This is a genomic window from Microcoleus sp. A006_D1 (assembly GCF_036702805.1).
Lineage (GTDB): Bacteria > Cyanobacteriota > Cyanobacteriia > Cyanobacteriales > Microcoleaceae > Microcoleus.
On the sequence record NZ_JAUBVZ010000003.1, the window covers coordinates 104,446 to 123,869 of the forward strand.

Genomic DNA, 19,424 nt, shown 5'->3' on the forward strand with positions numbered 1-19,424 from the left:
CCGGTTTCTGACCACCCGCGCATCAAGCCAAAGAAACCGGGTTTTTTACCTAATCTACGGGTCAAAACCCAAGATTTCGTAAAAAAACCCGGTTTCTGACCACCCGCGCATCAAGCCAAAGAAACCGGGTTTTTTACCTAATCTACGGGTCAAAACCCAAGATTTTCGTAAAAAAACCCGGTTTCTGACCACCCGTGCGATCGCGAACTAATAAAATAAAGGGAGCGATCGCACGGAATGGCGATCGACCCCCTCTAAATATTGTGAACTATCTACTTTCGGCGACGGCGCCGCCAGTCAACACCCAACCGCTTGAGATAATCCCAGCCGCGTTGGGGCCAGACATGAGCGCTACCGGTCTTTTCGGCAATCCAGCGAGCTACTTTGGGGCCTGTCCAGTCTCCGCCGTCGGGGGCGGGACTTTGCAGGGCAAGTCGCAGTTCTTCTTGCTGTTCTGGACTCAGCAAGGATTTTGCGGGAGGGGGCTGGCGGTCTCCGCTGCGATTTCTCACCGAGGTAGGCCCTTCTCGGTTGTAGCGCTGGACAATTTCTTTGGCGTAGTCGTAGTTGAGCCCTACGACTAGGGCGGCTTGTTTGATAGTCCAATTTCGGGAAACTAAGAGCAGCAAGTGCCAGCGGCGCGACTCTGTGGTGTTTTGTGCCTGCCGGTAGCGAAGTTTGAGTTCCTCTGCCGTCAGGTGAGATTCTAGGTGAGCTTTAGGTGGCATTCTTCCAACGGGGCATCGGGAACTTCTTACCATATATCTTTGGTTTTGGGGATAATTCCGGATGAAATTGTTTTGCTGGGGATCGTTGCGGCAAATACGTAGGTTTTTTTCGCCGCCGATGCACGCAGAGAGACGCAGGTGAAGAAGGGCTGTAAGTGGGTACAATTGCCAGCTATATTGGCTAAGTGGCTGAAAGTAGAAATGATAAAGGTACGAGCATGGCATCCATCCGCGAGTTGCACCGACAACTAATCAATAAAGAACGCTCTGCTGTGGAAATTACGCAAGAAGCATTAGACCGAATTACCCAGCTAGAGCCGAAATTGAAAAGCTTTCTGTGCGTGACGGCAGATAGCGCATTGGCGCAGGCCCACAAAGTGGATGCCCAAATTGCAGCAGGCGAGGAAATTGGGCTGTTGGCCGGCATCCCGATCGCCGTTAAGGACAATATGTGCACCGAGGGCATTCCCACAACCTGCGCTTCTCGGATTTTGGAGAATTTTGTGCCTCCCTACGATGCAACCGTCGTCTCCAAACTCCACGCAGCCGGTGCGGTGATTGTGGGTAAGGCGAATATGGACGAGTTTGCAATGGGGAGCTCGACAGAAACTTCTGCCTACCAAGTTACCGCGAATCCTTGGGACTTGGAGCGCGTGCCCGGAGGTTCTTCTGGCGGTTCTGCCGCAGCGGTGGCTGGCGGAGAATGCGTCGTGAGCTTGGGTTCGGATACTGGGGGTTCGATCCGTCAACCTGCTGCTTTTTGCGGTTTGGTGGGGATGAAACCGACTTATGGGTTGGTTTCTCGCTACGGTTTGGTGGCCTATGCTTCTTCTCTCGATCAGATCGGGCCCTTTGGCCGGAATGTTGAGGATACGGCGATTTTGTTGGGGGCGATCGCCGGTTACGATAACAGAGATTCCACGAGTCTGAATGTTCCAATTCCTGACTACGCCCAAGCTTTGAGACCCAGTTTGCGACCCAAGGGTCAGATTAGAATTGGTGTAATTAAAGAAACTTTTGGTGTCGGGTTGGACGCGGCGGTGAAAGAGGCTGTGACTAAGGCGATCGAGCAATTTCAACAATTGGGCGCAGAAATTCAAGTCATTTCCTGTCCCCGGTTCCGCTACGGTTTGCCCACTTACTACATTATTGCTCCCTCGGAAGCTTCGGCAAATTTGGCGCGATATGATGGAGTCAAGTACGGTTTCCGATCGCCCGATCCCGATAATCTTTTGGATATGTATGCCAAAACTCGCTCTCAAGGGTTCGGTGCGGAAGTTAAACGCCGGATTGCGATCGGCACTTATGTGCTGTCGGCTGGATATTACGACGCCTATTATCTCAAAGCTCAAAAAGTTCGGACTTTGATTAAAGAAGACTTTGAAAAAGCTTTTTCTCAAGTTGATGTTTTGGTTTGTCCCACTGCTCCGACTACGGCTTTTAAGGCAGGGGAAAAATTCAATGACCCGCTGAGTATGTATTTGTCAGATTTGATGACTATTCCGGTGAATCTTGCTGGTTTGCCTGCTTTGAGTTTGCCCTGCGGATTTGATGATAAAGGACTGCCGGTGGGCATACAACTGATTGGTAATGTTTTGCAAGAATCTCGGCTGTTTCAAGTGGCTCACGCTTACGAACAGTCTACGAATTGGCACTTGCGCCGCCCAGAATTGCATTAATTTTTGAAATTCGGCGGAACGGGGCGACGGAAGTTAGTAATCGATATTGGCTAATTATGTGAATTAATCATTGACCGTTAGCTTTTAACCGATCGCTAATTTCCCGCTTGCCCTATTTTCTATGAACAAGTTTTTGGTATTCCTTTTGTCTAAATCGCTAATAACTTTTGGGATGGTTTTGGCGATCGCTTATGCTGCTGGTTGTCTAATTCTATTTGCAGCCCAAGGTAAGTTTATCTTTTTTCCGGCGCGGGCGATCGAAACTACCCCAGATAATTTTCAGTTGAAATATCAAGATGTTTTGCTGCCAATTCCAGCTAAAACAGGGGCGGTGGAAACCGTGCACGGGTGGTGGATTCCTGCCTGGGAAAACCCCCGCAAGGAGAGGGGGGAAGTCAGAGAGGCGGTTCCGGTTTACCCACAGGAAACCCCCCCCAGCCCCCCCTTGTTAAGGGGGGGAGCAAGAGAGGCTGTTCCTGTCCCCCCCCTTAACAAGGGGGGGTTAGGGGGGGTTCCGGTTCCTCACCTGAACAAGGGGGGGTTAGAAAGGGTAGTTTTGTACCTGCACGGTAATGGTTCAAATGTGGGAGCAAATGTCGAACACGCTAATCGATTTCATGGGTTGGGTTTGTCGGTATTTCTGATTGATTATCGCGGTTACGGAAAAAGCCAGGGCGATTTTCCCAGCGAATCTCGGGTTTATGAGGATGCTCAACTTGCTTGGGATTATTTGGTGCAACAGCGGGGGATTAACCCGCATCAAATTTATATCTACGGTCATTCTTTGGGAGGGGCAATTGCGATCGATCTAGCAGTGCGCCACCCGGAGGCGGCTGGGTTAATTGTGGAGGGCTCTTTTACTTCGACGCGGGCAATGGTGGATTTCCAAAAAGGGCTGTTTTGGATGTTTCCGATAGATTTTTTGCTGAGGCAGCGGTTTGATTCTCTGGCAAAAGTCGATCGCCTGCAAATACCTGTGCTGTTTATTCACGGGACTGCTGACAGTGTAGTTCCAGCCGAAATGAGCCAAAAACTGTTTGATGCAGCACATGAACCCAAACAGCTTTACATGGTTCCTAATGGAGGACACAATAATGCGGCACAAATCGGCGGTGCAGAATATCTGCGGGTAGTGAGCAAATTTTTAGGTACTTCCAAGTAGAGAAAAGCAGTTGTATAGCAAGAAACCGGGTTTCTGAGTTGAGTTTGTAGTAGTTAGTGACGCATCGGGGGCGAGAAACCGGGTTTCTACGAGTTTTGGGTTTGGTAACGAGAAATCTGCGAAGAAACCCGGTTTCTGGGTTCGCGAGTGCGATCGCCAACAAAGAAAAAAGCGATGGCGACGATACCGATTAATTAAACCTTAAAACATTCAGCCACCAGTCATTAACGGCACGGCAGTAATTGCAGTAATTGTTCGAGCTAATCGGTTGTTGTTTGTTAACTTCGCAACCTCGGCGAGATATTTTTCGGTTCGGCATCCTGGCACCGCAGAGATTGGCATCTGTGAGATTAGTTTTGTTCAATCTCGCATCGGTCAAGTCTGCCGCTCTGAGGTCTGCACCGGTGAGATTTGCACCGCTTAAATCAGCTTCTTTGAGGTCGGCACCGCTGAGATTTGCACCAGTTAAATCGGCATTTCTCATGTCAGTTTGATTGAGTTTAGCGGCGCTCAAATTACTACATTTTAAGTTAGCCAACTGGAGGGATGCGTCTCGAAGAGAACTCTCGCTGAGGTTGGCATTTTCTAAGTTGGCTCCCCTGATGTCTGCCCTGCTCATATCGGCTTTACTGAGATCGGCATCTGCCAAAAAGGCGTTTCTCATGTTGGCATTATTTAAATTGGCTTCCATTAAGTCAGCCGCCGTCAAGTCGGCATCAACTAAGTCGGCTCTGCTGAGAGTGGCGCGGCTCAAGGAAGCACCGAACAAATCTGCACGGCTTAAGGAAGCGCCAAATAAGTCGCATCCGGGACATCCTCTTGTTGCTAGCAGCCGCTTGATTAGAGACAGATTTTGAGCTTGTAAGGGAACTGCTGCGCCAAATGGGAGTAGCAGTATTGCTGCTAGAATTGTCAGTTTAATTTTGGTCATAAGCTGTTGCGCATTTAAATTATATATTTCAATTACCTATTCCCTTTCACAGTCAAATTATCTCTCCCTCTTCCCTTCTTCCCTTCTTCCTTTCTCTGCTTTGCTTGCCTCTAACATAACAGACTATGTAAAGGCAAGCGAAGCAAAGCTTAGTCTGAGTAAATCCTGTACGGCCTTTCATCAGCTAGTTTTCTGCTGGAATCAGGCGCGCGGGCTAAAAACCCGGTTTCTTAGTGACTTTTTCGCTGTCACACCCAATATTTTTAGCAGAAACGGCTTTGTTTGCGCAAGTCCTAGTCTAGGGGGCTGAGGCGGGCTGGCGGTGTCAGGTTCGCTGGGACTTGCGCTCGCGGATATTACTTACGTCTTTGGAATGAGAGCGAGTACCTCAAAGCAGCTTGGCAGGCATCGGCAAACCGCCGTTCGCAGGCGCTGAATGCCTTGTATTTTGGAGCTTGCAAGGGCTGGGGCAAATGGCTGGCGACAGCGGATCAATATTTATGCTCGATGTAGTTGGATTTTGCTGCGGGGGGCGATCGTTCTCCGTACAGGCGATCGGTAAATAAGCCAATTGGCTTAGACTCTTAAGACATATTGCTGATGCGCTGCCTTCTATAAAAAAGATAGCATTCTTGGGTAAGCGCCGAAATAATACTGAGCAACTAAGTATAAAAAACTACAACGTGTCTCGGCGGGTGTGAAAACTCGGTACAGCTAATACTTTCAGGAGAATAAAATAAATGTCGAACAGCATAGATCAACTGGCAGAAGGCGGCAGAGGAATCAAACTCATGTGGCAGATTGCAGACGAGTTACGTTACACCCGGACTCTCGATGGTAGAAATTGTTTGGCGCTGAGCAAAAGTTACGAAGTAGAAGGTTGCAGTCGATCGCAAAATATAAAAAAGGCTAGCGCTTTAGATGGGTTAATGAATTTGTTCAAGAGCTGGGATTGGCAGAATCAAATAGAGCAGGAAGAAGAGCTGCATGACAGTTTTGTGAAACAAATCAGCCTGCAAGTTAACACAGATGTGAATGCTTTAACTACAGTTTTGGAGTGGTTTGAGCAGTTGCAAGATTTATCGCTCCCCAATAAGGTTTGGTTCCTGCTTCAGTTAGCTTTGGCTGAAGGTTTCACTAATGCAGTTCGCCACGCTCACAAAAATCTGCCAGTAGAAACTCCTGTGCAACTGGATATTATGGTATTTAACGGACGCTTGGAATTCAAAGTTTGGGATTGCGGCCCGAGTTTTGATTTTGATGCTAAGCTCAAGGAAATTATCGGAGCCGATAGAAAACCCCGCTTGGATTTAGAGGTTTTGAACGATCCTTGCTGGGTGCCTAGCAGAGCGACAACTTTGGAACTGTCTCAGTTTCTAGTTGCTGGGTAGCTGTGGAGCGATCGACAATTAACAAACTGGAACCGTGAAAAATGTGTGATCATAAAAACGGTGTTAGGGGAAACGTTACGGGTTTTGTCTCCGCGCGCATGAGGGGTTTTGCATACTTGCAACCTGCGGCGGCTTTGGTTGAGAGCTATGGGCTTGGGTGAGTCTTTAGCAGTTCGAGAGAAATGGGTTCATTTGTCTAATTCGACCTTGAAAATTCAAAATTCCAAGTTAAAAATTATTTACAATAATTTTTAGCATTTTAGTTTATCATAGTATTTGGTTGCTTACCAATTACTAATGATTTCCAAAGAAAGTTTATTTGTGCTGTCTCTATTTCCCTACTTGGGATTTCTCTGGTTTTTGACTCGATCGGGAAAAACACCTCGTTTAGCTTTGATGGGATTTTATGGGACTCTGGTATTTGTGGCTGTGACTATTCCTGCTGCAATTTACGCAAAAGTTGCCTACAATGAGTCTCTAGCAAATGTCGATTGGTTGCACGGTTCTGCGGAACTATTCTTGACACTTGCCAATATTTTAGTAGTTTTAGGTTTTCGGGAAGCGGTGATTCAAGCTAAAGAATCTTCACAAAATGAGGGCGAAAAGCAAGAGTGTATTGTAGACGGGGAGAATAGCGGCAGTTAAACTGTTGCGGCATTTAAATTTAATTTTTCGGGCGGGCTAGAAGCCCACCCCACAAAAGATTCAAGAAACAGGATTGTAAAAATTAGATGCACGTCGGCTTAGTTTGGCGGGCGTTTGTTTAGTTGGGTGAGATAATTGAGATACTGGGAAATGCGATCGACATCCGCGTCAAGTAAACGACTGGCCCAAGAATGTATCTTGAGTTGCGATCGCATTTCCCGAAACACCGCAGCATCCCCGCGATTGTCGAGAGGAAAAACCCAAGCCTCAAATCCCGCCGACTTGAGACGGCTAACAGCGCCCTCGCCATCTTGCACCCACAATTGACGGTTAATCCGAAGCGGTTGGCAGGAATATTCACCGACAACGATTCCCCCCACAGAAACGCTAGCATCCTCTCCCCGATTGGAAAGTTCTTGCAAAATAGCTTTCAAGGAATTGAGATTTTTAGCATCTTGCACCTGCGGCGGTGTAAACTTGACAATCACCATTTCTAGAACTTCCACAGGTTTTGCGACTCGTGCAAAGTTGACCGGTTGAGCCGCCCAAGAATTTTGTATTTCCGGTGGCGGCGCCCAAGAGTTTTGTGTTTCCGATGGCGTCGCCCAAGAATTTTGTGTTTCCGGTTGGGCTACCTCGATTTCCTCTGCAACCTGTGCTGTTTCTACAGGCTTTGCAGTGTCTACAATTATCTGAATTTCCTCGCCATCCTTCTCAATTTTCCCGCTAATCAGCAAGATAGCATTATCTACAATGTAAGGTTTCAGTTGTTCGTAAGCTTTGGGAAACACAACAGCTTTGATTTGATGTGTCAAATCTTCTAATTGCAAAATTGCCATCGCATCGCCTTTTTTCGTCACCACCAGTTTGATAGCGTTGAGCATGACAATAACTGAGACTTTCCCTTTTTTATCTGCTAACTGTGCCAGAGTCACAACATCTGGATCTTGATTAGATTGAAGCAGAAACTTGAGGGGATGTTCTGATACATAAAAACCCAGCAATTCTTTTTCTAAACGCAATTTTTCCTGTGTATCAAAATTTTTCACAGTCTTTGATTTTGGTGCAGACTCGAATTTATTCACCGACTTCTCAAAGCTATTCCCACCGAACAAGTCAAACAGATTGCCTTGACCGCTTTCTCGATCTTTTTTGCGATCCCCGGCCCATTTCATCACCCCTTCGAGGTCGTTTACTAATTGACGGCGGTTAGGATCGATTTTGTCAAAAGCACCGCACTGAATCAAGGCTTCTAGGGCGCGGCGGTTGACAGAATGTAGATTTACGCGATCGCACAAATCAGCTAGCGACTTAAACTTACCCCCTTCTTGGCGCGCCGCCAAAATAGTTTCAATAGCCGTTTCCCCGACATTTTTCACCGCCGAAACCCCAAACAAAATCTTATCTTTTGCACCTCCCGTCATCTGTGTGGGGAGCGGCGTAAAAGTAAGTTCAGAACTATTAACATCCGGCGGCTCAACCTCAATACCCAGCTTGAGACAATTGGCGATATATCTCTGTACTTTATCCTGATCGCCCCGGTTAGCAGTTAGCAGTGCAGCCATGTATTCTACAGGATAATTCGCCTTTAAATATGCCGTTTGATAAGTGATATAGGCATAGGCCATTGAATGGGATTTATTAAAACAGTTAGATGCCACCAGACTATTTTCTAGCGTAAAATTATGATCTCGTTCAACGCCAATGTCATATACTTCTTGAGTTCCTAGTGATTTTCGACTAATAATTTTAACCATGTTTGTAACTCCTGAGAATATCTTCAATTTTAGTTTTTTTTCGTTGCAGCCCCAATCTGGGATACTGATACACAAAATCATAGAACGCTCGTATGTTTTCCCTACTAAATATTCTCCACTAATAAACTTTTTTGAATTGATGTTCTTGTATAGAACCCATGCCTAAGTGCCTTGCTAGTTCACAGGCAAATTCAAAGGAACCGACGATGCAGACTAAACCGCCACTTCTACCTTTGTTTGCATAAGCACAACCGTCACCGTCAAAGTAGCCTAACACATAAGATGCTAAATATTGTGAGTTAGGGAAATAAGTAACTCCTGAAAAAGTCCTTCCTGGTATGATGCCGTAGGCGTGTAAAGAGCTTGCCAGTTTTTCAGAAGAAAAATTTATTCGGTAGTGAGGAGCATAATTTTGAGGCTGAACAACTCTAATTTCACCAGAATATTGTAGCTCTACGCTGAGCATTTCTGTTAGTTCCTTGTCAATAGATTCAAAAGCTACATAATTAGTGTGAGTAGCGCAGCCATCAGCAGCTATCAATCCTAATAAATAGGCTTTAGCTTGAGAGTCAATTACATCAAAATAGCTTTCATTTAAAGTATAGCGGTTTCGCCGCTTAGTATTAATGTCAGCTTCTTTTAAAACTCTTGAAACCGCTCTTTCGCTCACGCCAAGGTAGTTAGGAATTTCTCGACACTCCATACCATGATTAAAAGCAGAAATGATTTGTTGCTTGTGTTCTGATTTTAGCTTTCTATAGTCTAGATACATTTTATATATCTGAGCTAGAGTTGATTTGTTTTAATTCTAATCCTTTTTCAAAGATTTCGTCAATGGGCAGCATTTGACCGTCAGCAGTCATAAATTTGTGATCTTTTGTGGCGCGAATTATCGAGCCATCTTCCAGACAATACTCAAAGACCTCCTGCTGACCTCGGCGATGCCACTGTGCAATTGGCTGTGTATAAATATGGCCATTATTATCAACACTATAAACAGTACATTCAATTTCTTCCTCAACGATTTTGCCAATAGCCATCGGCCCATATTCCACAGTCAATATCTTCGTGTCATAGCTCAAGCAATATTCCGCGAATTGTAGCATCTGCGCGAACAGTTTGTCAGCAATTCTTTGACTGACTCCGTTCTTAGTTGCGCCGTCGATAAACGTTTCCTTTTGCTTCTGCATTTCATCAGCTTTCTTCTTACCCATGGCGCGGCGCAGCAAGTCAGCTTGACCCAAAGAATAGCCCGCCAAATCTTGAGCCATCCGCATAATTTGCTCTTGAAAACAAAGCGTTCCGTAAGTCTCTTTTAAAATCGGCTCTAATAGCGGATGATCGTATTCAACGGTTTTACCGTGCTTGCAATCGATAAACTGAGGAATCAAACCTGCATCCAGCGGGCCCGGGCGGTACAGTGCCAAAATAGAAGAAATATCATCGAGACAGGAAGGTTTGAGTTTTCTAACTACATCCAGCATTCCAGAGGATTCCAACTGAAAAATACCTTCTAAATCTCCTCTTTCTAAAAGTCTATAGGTTTTATCTACATCATCCGGTAACTTTTTGATTCTGCCAAAAGTCTCTTGAGCTCGGCGCTCATTATCAGAAGGTAGGCTTTCTGGATCGACGGTTACATTTTGGGTGTGCTTAATATTAACAACAGTTTGCTGGAGCGTTGTCAAGTTTTTCAGTCCCAGAAAATCCATTTTCAGCAGACCTAGTGCTTCCAAATCTTCCATGTAATACTGGGTAATTACAGCACCTTCGTTATTCTTTTGCAGCGGTACAATTTCATCGAGCGGGTCAGAAGAAATCACTACGCCCGCTGCGTGAACGCCAAAGGTTTTGTTTGTCCCTTCAATCCGAATTGCCATGTCAATCCACTGACGAACTGGGACTTCTGTTCCGGTTTCGGCATTTATGCAAATTGTATTTTCGTAGTTGTCTTTAAATTCCTGTGCAGGTGTTGCATCGGAAATCATCACTTTAAGTTTTTCCGGTTTTCCCCGCGACACGGGAATTAATTTTGCCATTTCGTCTGCTTTTTTGTAGGGAATGCCTAACACTCTGGCAACATCTTTCAAAACAGCTTTTGATGTCATTCTGTTAAAAGTAATGATTTGCGCTACGCGCTCTTCGCCATACTTTTCAGTAACGTATTTAATCATATCTTCCCGTCTTTCTATGCAGAAATCGCTATCGATATCTGGCATGGATTTGCGTTCGGGATTGAGAAATCGCTCGAATAGCAGTCCGTGATGCACGGGGTCAATATTAGTGATTTTCAAGACATAGGCAACTAGGGAACCTGCGGCAGAACCGCGTCCCGGCCCTACGGGAATGTGGTTGTCCCTGGCATATTTCATGTAGTCCCAGACTACTAGAAAGTATGTGGAAAAACCCATCTGCTGAATCATTTTTAGTTCGTATTCCAGCCGTTCTTTGTAGACGGGGGGAATTTCGTTGCGGGTTCTACTTTTTAGGCGTTCTAAGAGTCCTGCCCATGATTTTTCTTCTACAAATGTATCTGCTGTATGTTCTGGGGGAATTGGATAGTTGGGAATGCGGTATTCCCCCATAATGTCATAGGATTTTACTTTATTTGCGACTTCTAATGTGGTGTCGATCGCCTCTTTGATGGTTTCGTCGTCCAAATGGTCTCGAAACAGTTGCGCCATCTCGTCCGCAGACTTAAGATATTCAGTGCCGCTGTAGCGCATCCGCTTTTCTTCTTCAATTTGTTTGTTGGTGTTGATGCACAGCAAAGCATCGTGTGCTTCTACGTCGTTGCAGGAAATATAGTGAGAATCGTTGGTGGCAATTATTTTAATGTTGAGTTCGCGGGCAATTTTGACGATTTCAACATTAACCATCCGGTCTTCTTGGGAACCGTGGTCTTGAATTTCTAAATAGTAGTCATCCCCAAAAACTTCTTTATACTCTTTAGCGACTTCGCGGGCTTTATCTAGTTTGTTTTGCAGAATCATTTGGGGAACTTCGCCGCCCAAACAAGCACTGGTGACAATGAGACCTTCGGAGTATTGTTTTAGGAGGTCTTTGTTGATGCAAGGACGACCAAAAATACCTCTGTCGGGCATTCCCTTTAGGTGGGAAATTGTGGTGAGTTTGACGAGGTTTTTATAGCCTTGGGTATTTTTAGCTAAGACAACTTGGTGGTATTTTCTTCTACCTCGAACTTTGACTTCGATGTCGCCGTTGACGACGTACATTTCATTGCCAATTATGGGTTTGATGTTTTTATTTCGGCAAACTTTGATTAGCTCGATCGCCCCGTACATCACTCCGTGGTCTGTAAGGGCGATCGCGGGCATCCCCAATTCCACCGCCCGTTCTGCGAGCTGCTGTAGCTGAGACGCCCCGTCCAGCAGGCTGTAATCGCTGTGAATGTGCAAACCAACGAAGGACATAGGGATTTAAAATATAAGATTTGAGACTTTAGATTCTACACCATTGGCCTGGGGAAAGATCAAATAAAAAAATAAAGCTTATTATCACTTTTAACCGAACTTGGGGTGGGGGGTCTGACACCACAAAACATCAGTTTGCTGCGATATTGATGATTGGAGGGGTAAATTATTGTCGATCGCGATCGCACTTTTACAAACTTGCTTGTTCCAAATAACCCTCCAAATCTTTAATGCGTTCTTTTGTCACTCGGGCTTTGCAATAACCGTAGGTAGGAGCAGCCAAAGTACCGCCTTCAAACTTCCCTGCTTCATAATCACAAGTTTCATCTCTAAATTTTACCCAAGTACGCTGTGCTGTAACCAATCTCTGCTTTTGTTTGGTGTTGATTTTTGGCAGAAGTTGCTGATATAATTGATTCAGCTTTGTATCGGCTGCTTTGAACTCTTGAGTCGAACACACATTCATGTCTAGCGTGGTTTGAGGACTTTTACAGTTAGGCTGTTGGGCGATTTTCACTCGGTTGTTGCTAGCTTGGCTGGGAAGCAACAATCCCGCAGCTAACAAAAGTGAACTTGCCGTAAATGTTGCCCAAACAATGCTATTTTTCACTGACATTATCCCTTTTTTAGTCTTTAATTTTCTCTGCTGGTTGAGCCGATCGCCAAATCCACCAAGCCGCCGCCCACAGAGTAAAATTACCAATGAGAGTCATCGCCGCTTGCAGGGTAACGATCCATTCGAGGGCTGGAGAGTTGTCGAAATAGTGCCACGTACAGGCGCACATAGCGCTGACGAGGGCGGGGAGCATTCCGGCGGAAAGAGCCCACCAAGCTCGGTTTTGAGTGACTTCGCCGTAAGTCCAAATTAACCAGATGGCGGCAATCCACTCGACGACGCTAGAGACGTGAATAATCCAGGTGGGAATTGACAAAGCGTGCATTTTTTGTATTGTGAAAACAGATGTGTGGCAGTTGACAGTTGATAGTTGGCAGTTGACCGTTGGCAGTTGACCGTTGACAGTAGTTACACCGTTTATGGTAGCAGGTTTGCGACTCTATTTATGAGGTTATTTGTGTGAATAGCTATCGGGCGGTTGCTATATTTTGTTGTTGACAAAAGAATTTTTAGGTAACAATAATTAGGTATTGTAATAGTTATATTGGATTCCCAACAAAGAGTAGAAATGCGAGCAATTTTGTGCGGCTATTACGGTAAAGGCAACGGCGGCGACGAGGCGCTGTTGGCTTCGCTACTGCAAATGTTACCAGATGGGGTAACGCCGATCGTCCTTTCTGGCAATCCCGTTCAGACAAATCAACGGTATGGGGTAGCTGCGCGCGATCGCATGAATGCGTTTCAAGTTCTCGAAGCCCTGCGCACCTCCGACGCGCTCATCTGGGGCGGCGGTAGCTTAATCCAAGACGCTACCAGCCTTGCAAGCCCTTTCTATTATGGCGGTTTGATGGGATTAGCGCAGCGGATGGGCTTAAAAACTGTCGCCTGGGCCCAGGGAATAGGCCCTTTGAAGCGCGAAATTACTCGCAAGTTATCTCAGCGCTGTTTTGCTGGATGCACCGCCGTCAGCGTGCGCGATAAAGGCTCAGCTACCTTACTTGCAGATTGGGAAATCCCCTTTACTTTAGCACCCGATCCCGTCTGGGCTTTGGAAAATTCCCCAGTTTCCGGTTTGTGGGATTTGCCAGCGCCCAGAGTTGCGGTTTGTTTGCGATCGCACTCTACACTAACTCCCGCCCGTTTGTCAATCTTAACTCAAGCTTTAGTTGACTTTCAAAAAGCCACTCGCACCTTGATTTTACTGCTGCCTTTCCAAGCATCTCACGACTTAGAAATTGCGAAACATTTACACGAAGCGCTGCCGAAAAGAAGCCGCATCCTCAGTTTAGACGATCCGAGGAAGTTGAAAGGAGTGTTTCGGGGAGTCGAAATGGCGATCGGGATGCGCTATCATAGTTTAATTATGGCCGCATCGGAAGAATGTCGCTGTTTTGCCCTCAGCTACGATCCGAAAGTTAGTCAGTTGATGGACGAGTTAGAAATGCCGGGATACTTATTATCAGAATTGCCCGAAGATCCGTATTTAATCAGCAAAACCTGGATCGAACACTACGCCAACGGTGACGCACTATCGCCGGAAAGGATAAAATTTATTGTAGGGCGATCGCTCTTTCATAAGCAAGTATTGCAAACCGCACTCCAGCAGTCTTAGTAAGTAGGTCATTGCGAAAAAACAATAGTATATTGTAGGGGCGGGTTTAGCTAAGAATCTATGATCCAAGCCAGTTTATGAAGGCAAAACCCGCCCTCTCCATCTAATGTTTATTTGTACCCACCTACTTAATAGCAGTCTCAGTAAGAGGTAAAATACCGTGACACTCAGTACAGCCGCCGACTTAAAAATTACCTGGGAAAAATTGCCCGCCGATTTCATTTTAGACGAGGAACCAGTGGAAAATATTGACCAACCCTTACTAGCTGCGGCCTTGCGAGAAATATTAGAAATTGCAGGCTTCATAGTAGCAGGAATATTAATTGCCCCGAATATGGCGGTCTGCGCGACATTAAACAACCAGCTAGTTGTCAAAGCTCCAGACTGGTTTTATGCCCGCAACGTACAGCCATTTCCTAATCAAGAAATTCGACGCAGTTACACTCCTAATTTAGAAGGAGAAATTCCCGATATAGTGATGGAATTCTTATCAGCTACTGCTAACGAAGAATATTCTCAAATAGAAAATTATCCCCCCGGAAAATGGTATTTTTACGAGCAAATATTACGAGTGCCAATTTATGTAATATTTAAACCTGCCACAGGAATTCTAGAAATTAACCAGTTGAATTCATCGGGAAGGTATGAATCACATCAGCCAGATCCAAACGGCCGTTATTGGATTCCTGGAGTTGGATTATTTCTGGGCATTTGGTATGGCACAAAAGCCGAAAGAACCGGATATTGGTTACGGTGGTGGGATGAAAGCGGCGAGATGCTATTGTGGGGTGCAGAAATGGTAGAAAGAGAAAGGCAAGAAAGAGTAATCGCTCAACAGGAGACCGAACAAGAACGAGAACGAGCCGAACAAGAACGAGAACGAGCCGAACAAGAACGAGAACGATCGTCCATATTGGCCGCACAATTAAGAGCATTAGGCATTGAACCAGAAGCTTAAAAAATAGGCGATGCTATTCGATCGAAAATTATTTTCAGCAGTTTCACCGCATTCTTACTAAGAGGTAAAATACCATGACACTCAATCCAATGCAATTCAAAATATCCTGGGAAAAATTGCCAAAAAATCTCATTTTAGAGGAGCAACCCCTGCAAGATATCGACCAGCCTTTGCTGGCGGCCGCCTTACGGGAAAGCTTAGAAATTGCGGAGCTAATTTTGGAGGGAACATTAGTTGCGTCTCATCTGGCGATTTGTGTAAATTTCAACGATCAGCTAGTTATAAAAACTCCCGATCTGTTCTATGCCACAAACGTACAGCCCCTTCCAGATCGAGAAATTCGCCGCAGTTATATCCCCAACCTAGAAGGAGATATTCCGGCAGTTGTCATGGAGTTTTTGCCAGATAATCCTCCTCGTTATCAGGATGAATATTCTGCCAAACAAAGTTACATCCCCGGAAAATGGCATTTTTATGAACAAATATTGGAAGCTCCAATCTATGTGATTTTTCAACCTGCGATCGGATATTTAAAAGTATATCATTTGAATGCACCAGCAGGCTATAAAAAACAGCAACCCGATGCAAATAATCGTTATTGGATTACAGGAGTTGGGCTATTTCTGGGTGTTTGGGAGGGAACAAAAGCCGAAAGAACCGGATATTGGTTGCGCTGGTGGGATGAGAGCGGAGAGATGTTATTGTGGGGAGCAGAGATGGTAGAAAGGGAAAGGCAACGAGCCGATCGACTAGCCGCACAATTAAGAGCAGCAGGCATTGAACCAGAAGCTTGATACAATAATTAGAAATGAAAAATCATAACACTGCGATTTTTCATTTCTAAATTAATCTGCGTTAATCCGCGTTAATCCGCCGACATCAGCGGTTAACAATTACATTCAGGAGACATCAAAATTGGGAAGAGTTAGAGTTCGGGAACACGTCAATCCGCTGTGCCGTAAATATCAAGTATCCGCCAGTGCCCCGGATTGGACTAAAATCTATGCCGACTCAAGTTTGCCGCTGCATTTAGATATCGGCTGCGCCAGAGGACGGTTTTTGTGGCACATGGCGCAAGTACAAACTGATTGGAATTTTCTCGGATTAGAAATTCGGGAACCTCTGGTTGAGGAGGCGAATCTTTGGCGGGACGAAAAAGGCTTGACAAATTTGCACTATTTGTTTTGCAATGCGAATAGTTCTCTGAAGCCTATTTTAGAAACTTTGCCCGCTGGTACTTTGCAGCGGGTAAGCATTCAATTTCCCGATCCGTGGTTCAAGAAAAAGCACCACAAGCGGCGGGTGGTACAGCAGGAATTAGTCGGCGAGTTGGCGACTTATCTGGCGATTGGCGGCGAAGTGTTTATTCAATCGGATATTGAGGAAGTAGAAGTCGAAATGTGCGATCGCTTTTCATCCGATCCTAGTTTTAAACGTACAAATAGCGGCGAATGGTTAGCAGAAAATCCTCTCCCTGTTGCTACTGAGAGAGAAATTGCTACTCTGAAACGCGGGGAACCAGTTTATCGTGCATTGTTTCACAAGTAGCTACACAAATAAAGCCTTAAACCCAAGACGGCAGCCACATCCTAATTTTCCATTCCATTTGTGACAAAGGCAGTCCCAAATAGATAGGCATCCAGAAAATAAAAGCACCCAAAACCAGAAAAATAATTGTTACCCCCATCCCTCGGAGGCGAGTTTGTGGGCTGTGCAGCCACCTGTCAGTCCACCAAGCAAGTGCTAAGGCTGCAAACACAGAACAGCCCATATAATGGTACAAAAATATGCAGCGAGTCACCTTCACCCAAGGCAGCAAATTAGCGGCCCAATTAACTATTAAATATAACGCCAGCCACATTTCAGCAGTCGGCGGAAACAAAATCGGCCGCTGCTGTTCTATCGTGTCAACAGAAGCCTCGCTGCGCGTTTGCAGCCACACCAAAATCCGGTGAACTAAAACTCCTATTACTAGCAATAAAGCTAAGGTTGACAGCCACCAAAGCAATGGATTTCCCATTGCGTGAACGTCAAAAATCACCGGATTTACACCGATCGGCAAAGGTGGCAAAACTGGGTCTGATTCTGCATTGCTGCTAATAGTTTTGTAGAAGTAAACTATGGGGCGGAGCATCAATGGCCAACTGTACCACGCGGAACAGTAAGGATGCACGTCTGCCCCGCTTTTGATCCGCTGGTGATAGGTCAAAATTTCCGTTTGCATCTGCCAAAAGTTGGGAGTTGGATTGAGATGCAGGTGAGGAATCCAGGAGATGCTGTAAACTAAAACAGGAATCACAGCTAGACTCAATCCTACTTCTATCAAATTGAGTTTAGTCAGTTTTTGTACTGGACTTTCGGGCGGGAGGAGAGCTGAATTTAGCTCGGGCTTTTGTTCTTCATCTGCTTTGTTTCCTTGGATAAAACGAACTGCCCACGCGCAGATCAAAATTAGATAAGTGCCGAACAGAAACCACAGCCCGTTCCATTTGATCGCAGCAGAAGCGCCAAAACCTATCCCGGCTAGCACCAGCCAAAGCCACCGCTTTTTGCCTTCAGATTCTACGGATTTTAGGATAAATAACTGTCCTAAGAGGCCAAACAAAACCAGATAAATGTTGTTGAGCGCGTAGCGAGATTCAACTAAAAACAAACCATCGCAGGCGATAAAGAAAGCAGCCAGAAAAGCAAAGGTGCGGCGCCGCACTAGCTGATAAGCCAGGGCTCCGACAACTAGGGGAATAAAGGAACCTGTGAGGGCATTCAGCCATCGGTAATCCCAAGGGGAAAGCAGGGAGCCAGCTAGACTGTTGACGGCTGTTTTGCCGAAGGGCAGGTGAGAACCTATCCAAATGCCGATCGCAATTATGTACTGACTCAGAGGCGGGTGAGCGTTGAAAAAAGGAGTTTTGGTGAGATAATCGTTGGCAAATTTCGCGTAATAAACCTCGTCAAATACTAAAGTGTTAAATCGCTCCAGTTCCCAAAAGCGCAGAGTTAAGGACACCAGGAAAATACCAAGCATTCCTAGGGAAAAAATCACAGTTGATTTGTTGAATTGTTTTTTGTTCGCTTTCATAAATGTGCACCGAAAAGATAGTAGATAGTAGATATAGCCTTTCGAGCTCTCATATGAGGTACTATCCGACATAGGGCATCGGCCTCCGTGGGCATAGGCCTCCGTGGGCATAGGGCTATCCTCACTTTTTTGAGAACCGCTATAGTAGATTGGAGAGCGAGCCTTAATTTAAAAATACTGAATTGAGAATAGCGTAAAAATTACAATTATGACTATTAACCTAGGCTGCGGCAAACCCTCCGGCGATCGCCCTTTCACGAAAACTAATCTAACATAATACCAAAAAAAAGCGGCTCCGCTTATCGCAGAACCGCCGTAACAGAGGATGAAAAATCAAAAATTAGCGGACTGCACCTTCAACAGAAGGCGATTCGATTGTCTTCATGAAGTACAGTTTCACCAACTGCCAACCGTTGGACAAATACAGAGGCAATTTTTGGAACAATTGCAAAACTTTCGGAGTTTCAGAAGCGACAATTGCGGTCAATTGCTGATTGTTTTTGAGGCAAATATCTAGCCGTTCATAAAATTCTGGATTGTTCACATCCAGCATGACGGGGAAGACGCGGCCTGCTGTTTCGTTGGTTTTTTTGATCACTTCAATGTCGTATTCGCGAGGATCGAGTCCGAGCGATCGATAAAAACCACCGCGCTGGATATCATTGAGATACATTGTCGCGAATACCGACAGCAAGAAGAAGCGGCACCACAACTTAGCGCGCCAATCATTCAACATCTGAGGCTGAGCTCTCATCACCGCATCAAAGAAATCTCCGTGGCGGTTTTCATCCTGGCACCAATTTTCAAAGAATCGGAAAATCGGATAAATCTGGTCTTCAGGATGCTCTTTCAAGTGCTGGTAAATCGTGATGTAGCGCCAATAACCGATTTTTTCGGATAAGTAAGTGGCGTAGAAAATAAACTTCGGCTTGAAGAATGTGTAACTGCGGCTCTTTGTCAAGAAACCCAAGTCCAGGGACAAACCAAAGTCCGACAGCGCTTTGTTGAGGAATCCGGCGTGACGTGCTTCGTCGCGGGACATCAGCAAGAAACCTTCGGCGAGCACCGGATTTTTGCCCTTGAGCTTGCGTGCCAATTCTTTGTATAACAAGAAGCCGGAAAACTCAGCGGTGCAAGAGCGTTCGAGGAATTCAATGAATAACTTGCGCTTTTCGCCGTCGATGTGTTCCCAAGATTGATCGAACTCGGCATCCCGCACGAAGTGGGTTTTGTTGTAGTCAACGCGGAACTCTTTGATGATTGCTTCGAGTTCGGCTTCGTTGATGGAGATGTCCATTTTGGCCATCTCGTCAAAGTCTGTTGTGTAAAATCTCGGCGTGAGAATAGTTTCTTTGGCTGGGGTTTTCGCTTCTTGCTGTTCTGCAAAAGCGGGTTTTTTGAGGGAATCTACCATATGTTTATTGGATTTTTG

The 19,424-nt window shown here is 45.6% G+C and carries 18 protein-coding genes; 9 read left to right on the top strand and 9 right to left on the bottom strand.

Annotated features, from left to right (window positions below):
- Positions 1-272 precede the first annotated feature (272 nt).
- A complete protein-coding gene (locus QUB68_RS06070) occupies positions 273-728 on the bottom strand; it encodes a helix-turn-helix domain-containing protein (protein WP_332990357.1) in 456 nt (151 codons plus the stop codon).
- 218 nt (positions 729-946) lie between these two features.
- On the opposite strand from QUB68_RS06070, the gene gatA reads away from it, so the two are divergent.
- Together gatA and QUB68_RS06080 are read left to right on the top strand one after the other, a co-directional pair.
- Positions 947-2,407 carry an Asp-tRNA(Asn)/Glu-tRNA(Gln) amidotransferase subunit GatA gene (gatA, locus tag QUB68_RS06075; protein WP_332991145.1) on the top strand — a complete coding sequence of 487 codons (1,461 nt, stop codon included), beginning with the start codon at positions 947-949 and terminating at the stop codon, positions 2,405-2,407.
- Between the two features lie 145 nt (positions 2,408-2,552).
- Positions 2,553-3,569 carry an alpha/beta hydrolase gene (locus QUB68_RS06080; RefSeq protein ID WP_332990358.1) on the top strand — a complete coding sequence of 339 codons (1,017 nt, stop codon included), beginning with the start codon at positions 2,553-2,555 and terminating at the stop codon, positions 3,567-3,569.
- Between the two features lie 190 nt (positions 3,570-3,759).
- Here QUB68_RS06080 and QUB68_RS06085 read toward each other — a convergent pair whose 3' ends face one another.
- On the bottom strand, positions 3,760-4,500 hold the full coding sequence (locus QUB68_RS06085; RefSeq protein ID WP_332990360.1) for a pentapeptide repeat-containing protein: 741 nt from the start codon (positions 4,498-4,500) through the stop codon (positions 3,760-3,762).
- Positions 4,501-4,936: 436 nt separating this feature from the next.
- Here QUB68_RS06085 and QUB68_RS06090 point away from each other — a divergent pair, with 436 nt between their 5' ends.
- The 3 genes from QUB68_RS06090 (at position 4,937) to QUB68_RS06100 (ending at position 6,536) form a co-directional block, all read left to right on the top strand.
- Positions 4,937-5,062, top strand: a complete 126-nt coding sequence (locus QUB68_RS06090; RefSeq protein WP_332990363.1) for a hypothetical protein — start codon at positions 4,937-4,939, stop codon at positions 5,060-5,062.
- Positions 5,063-5,240: 178 nt separating this feature from the next.
- Positions 5,241-5,891, top strand: a complete 651-nt coding sequence (locus QUB68_RS06095) for an ATP-binding protein (protein WP_332990366.1) — start codon at positions 5,241-5,243, stop codon at positions 5,889-5,891.
- Positions 5,892-6,188: 297 nt separating this feature from the next.
- Positions 6,189-6,536, top strand: a complete 348-nt coding sequence (locus QUB68_RS06100) for a DUF3593 domain-containing protein (RefSeq protein ID WP_332990369.1) — start codon at positions 6,189-6,191, stop codon at positions 6,534-6,536.
- A 98-nt stretch (positions 6,537-6,634) separates the two neighbouring features.
- Here QUB68_RS06100 and QUB68_RS06105 read toward each other — a convergent pair whose 3' ends face one another.
- The 5 genes from QUB68_RS06105 to QUB68_RS06125 all read right to left on the bottom strand — a co-directional run bounded on the left by QUB68_RS06105 (position 6,635) and on the right by QUB68_RS06125 (position 12,668).
- Positions 6,635-8,293 (bottom strand): helix-hairpin-helix domain-containing protein, encoded by a 1,659-nt coding sequence (locus QUB68_RS06105; RefSeq protein ID WP_332990372.1) that lies wholly within the window; start codon positions 8,291-8,293, stop codon positions 6,635-6,637.
- A 118-nt stretch (positions 8,294-8,411) separates the two neighbouring features.
- A complete protein-coding gene (locus tag QUB68_RS06110; RefSeq protein WP_332990374.1) occupies positions 8,412-9,065 on the bottom strand; it encodes an endonuclease in 654 nt (217 codons plus the stop codon).
- Position 9,066: 1 nt separating this feature from the next.
- On the bottom strand, positions 9,067-11,727 hold the full coding sequence (locus tag QUB68_RS06115; RefSeq protein ID WP_332990376.1) for a DNA polymerase III subunit alpha: 2,661 nt from the start codon (positions 11,725-11,727) through the stop codon (positions 9,067-9,069).
- Between the two features lie 190 nt (positions 11,728-11,917).
- Positions 11,918-12,337, bottom strand: a complete 420-nt coding sequence (locus QUB68_RS06120; RefSeq protein ID WP_332990378.1) for a lysozyme inhibitor LprI family protein — start codon at positions 12,335-12,337, stop codon at positions 11,918-11,920.
- Positions 12,338-12,353: 16 nt separating this feature from the next.
- Positions 12,354-12,668: a DUF2499 domain-containing protein gene (locus QUB68_RS06125; RefSeq protein WP_332990381.1), complete on the bottom strand. Its 315-nt coding sequence runs from the start codon at positions 12,666-12,668 to the stop codon at positions 12,354-12,356.
- Between the two features lie 243 nt (positions 12,669-12,911).
- Between QUB68_RS06125 and csaB the strand changes: the two genes are divergently transcribed.
- From csaB to trmB, 4 genes are all read left to right on the top strand, one after another.
- The gene (csaB, locus tag QUB68_RS06130; protein ID WP_332990383.1) at positions 12,912-13,955 is read left to right on the top strand and encodes a polysaccharide pyruvyl transferase CsaB; all 1,044 of its coding nucleotides are present in this window, start codon (positions 12,912-12,914) and stop codon (positions 13,953-13,955) included.
- 160 nt (positions 13,956-14,115) lie between these two features.
- Positions 14,116-14,913, top strand: coding sequence for a Uma2 family endonuclease (locus QUB68_RS06135; RefSeq protein WP_332990385.1), 798 nt, complete (start codon positions 14,116-14,118; stop codon positions 14,911-14,913).
- 74 nt (positions 14,914-14,987) lie between these two features.
- On the top strand, positions 14,988-15,707 hold the full coding sequence (locus QUB68_RS06140; RefSeq protein WP_332990387.1) for a Uma2 family endonuclease: 720 nt from the start codon (positions 14,988-14,990) through the stop codon (positions 15,705-15,707).
- Between the two features lie 121 nt (positions 15,708-15,828).
- Positions 15,829-16,461 carry a tRNA (guanosine(46)-N7)-methyltransferase TrmB gene (gene trmB / locus QUB68_RS06145; RefSeq protein ID WP_332990388.1) on the top strand — a complete coding sequence of 211 codons (633 nt, stop codon included), beginning with the start codon at positions 15,829-15,831 and terminating at the stop codon, positions 16,459-16,461.
- Between the two features lie 16 nt (positions 16,462-16,477).
- Here the strand turns inward: trmB and QUB68_RS06150 are convergent, their stop codons facing one another.
- Positions 16,478-17,992: a dolichyl-phosphate-mannose--protein mannosyltransferase gene (locus tag QUB68_RS06150; protein ID WP_332990390.1), complete on the bottom strand. Its 1,515-nt coding sequence runs from the start codon at positions 17,990-17,992 to the stop codon at positions 16,478-16,480.
- Between the two features lie 340 nt (positions 17,993-18,332).
- Entirely contained in the window at positions 18,333-19,406 is a 1,074-nt protein-coding gene (acsF, locus tag QUB68_RS06155; RefSeq protein ID WP_332991146.1) for a magnesium-protoporphyrin IX monomethyl ester (oxidative) cyclase, read from the bottom strand.
- Positions 19,407-19,424 lie beyond the last annotated feature (18 nt).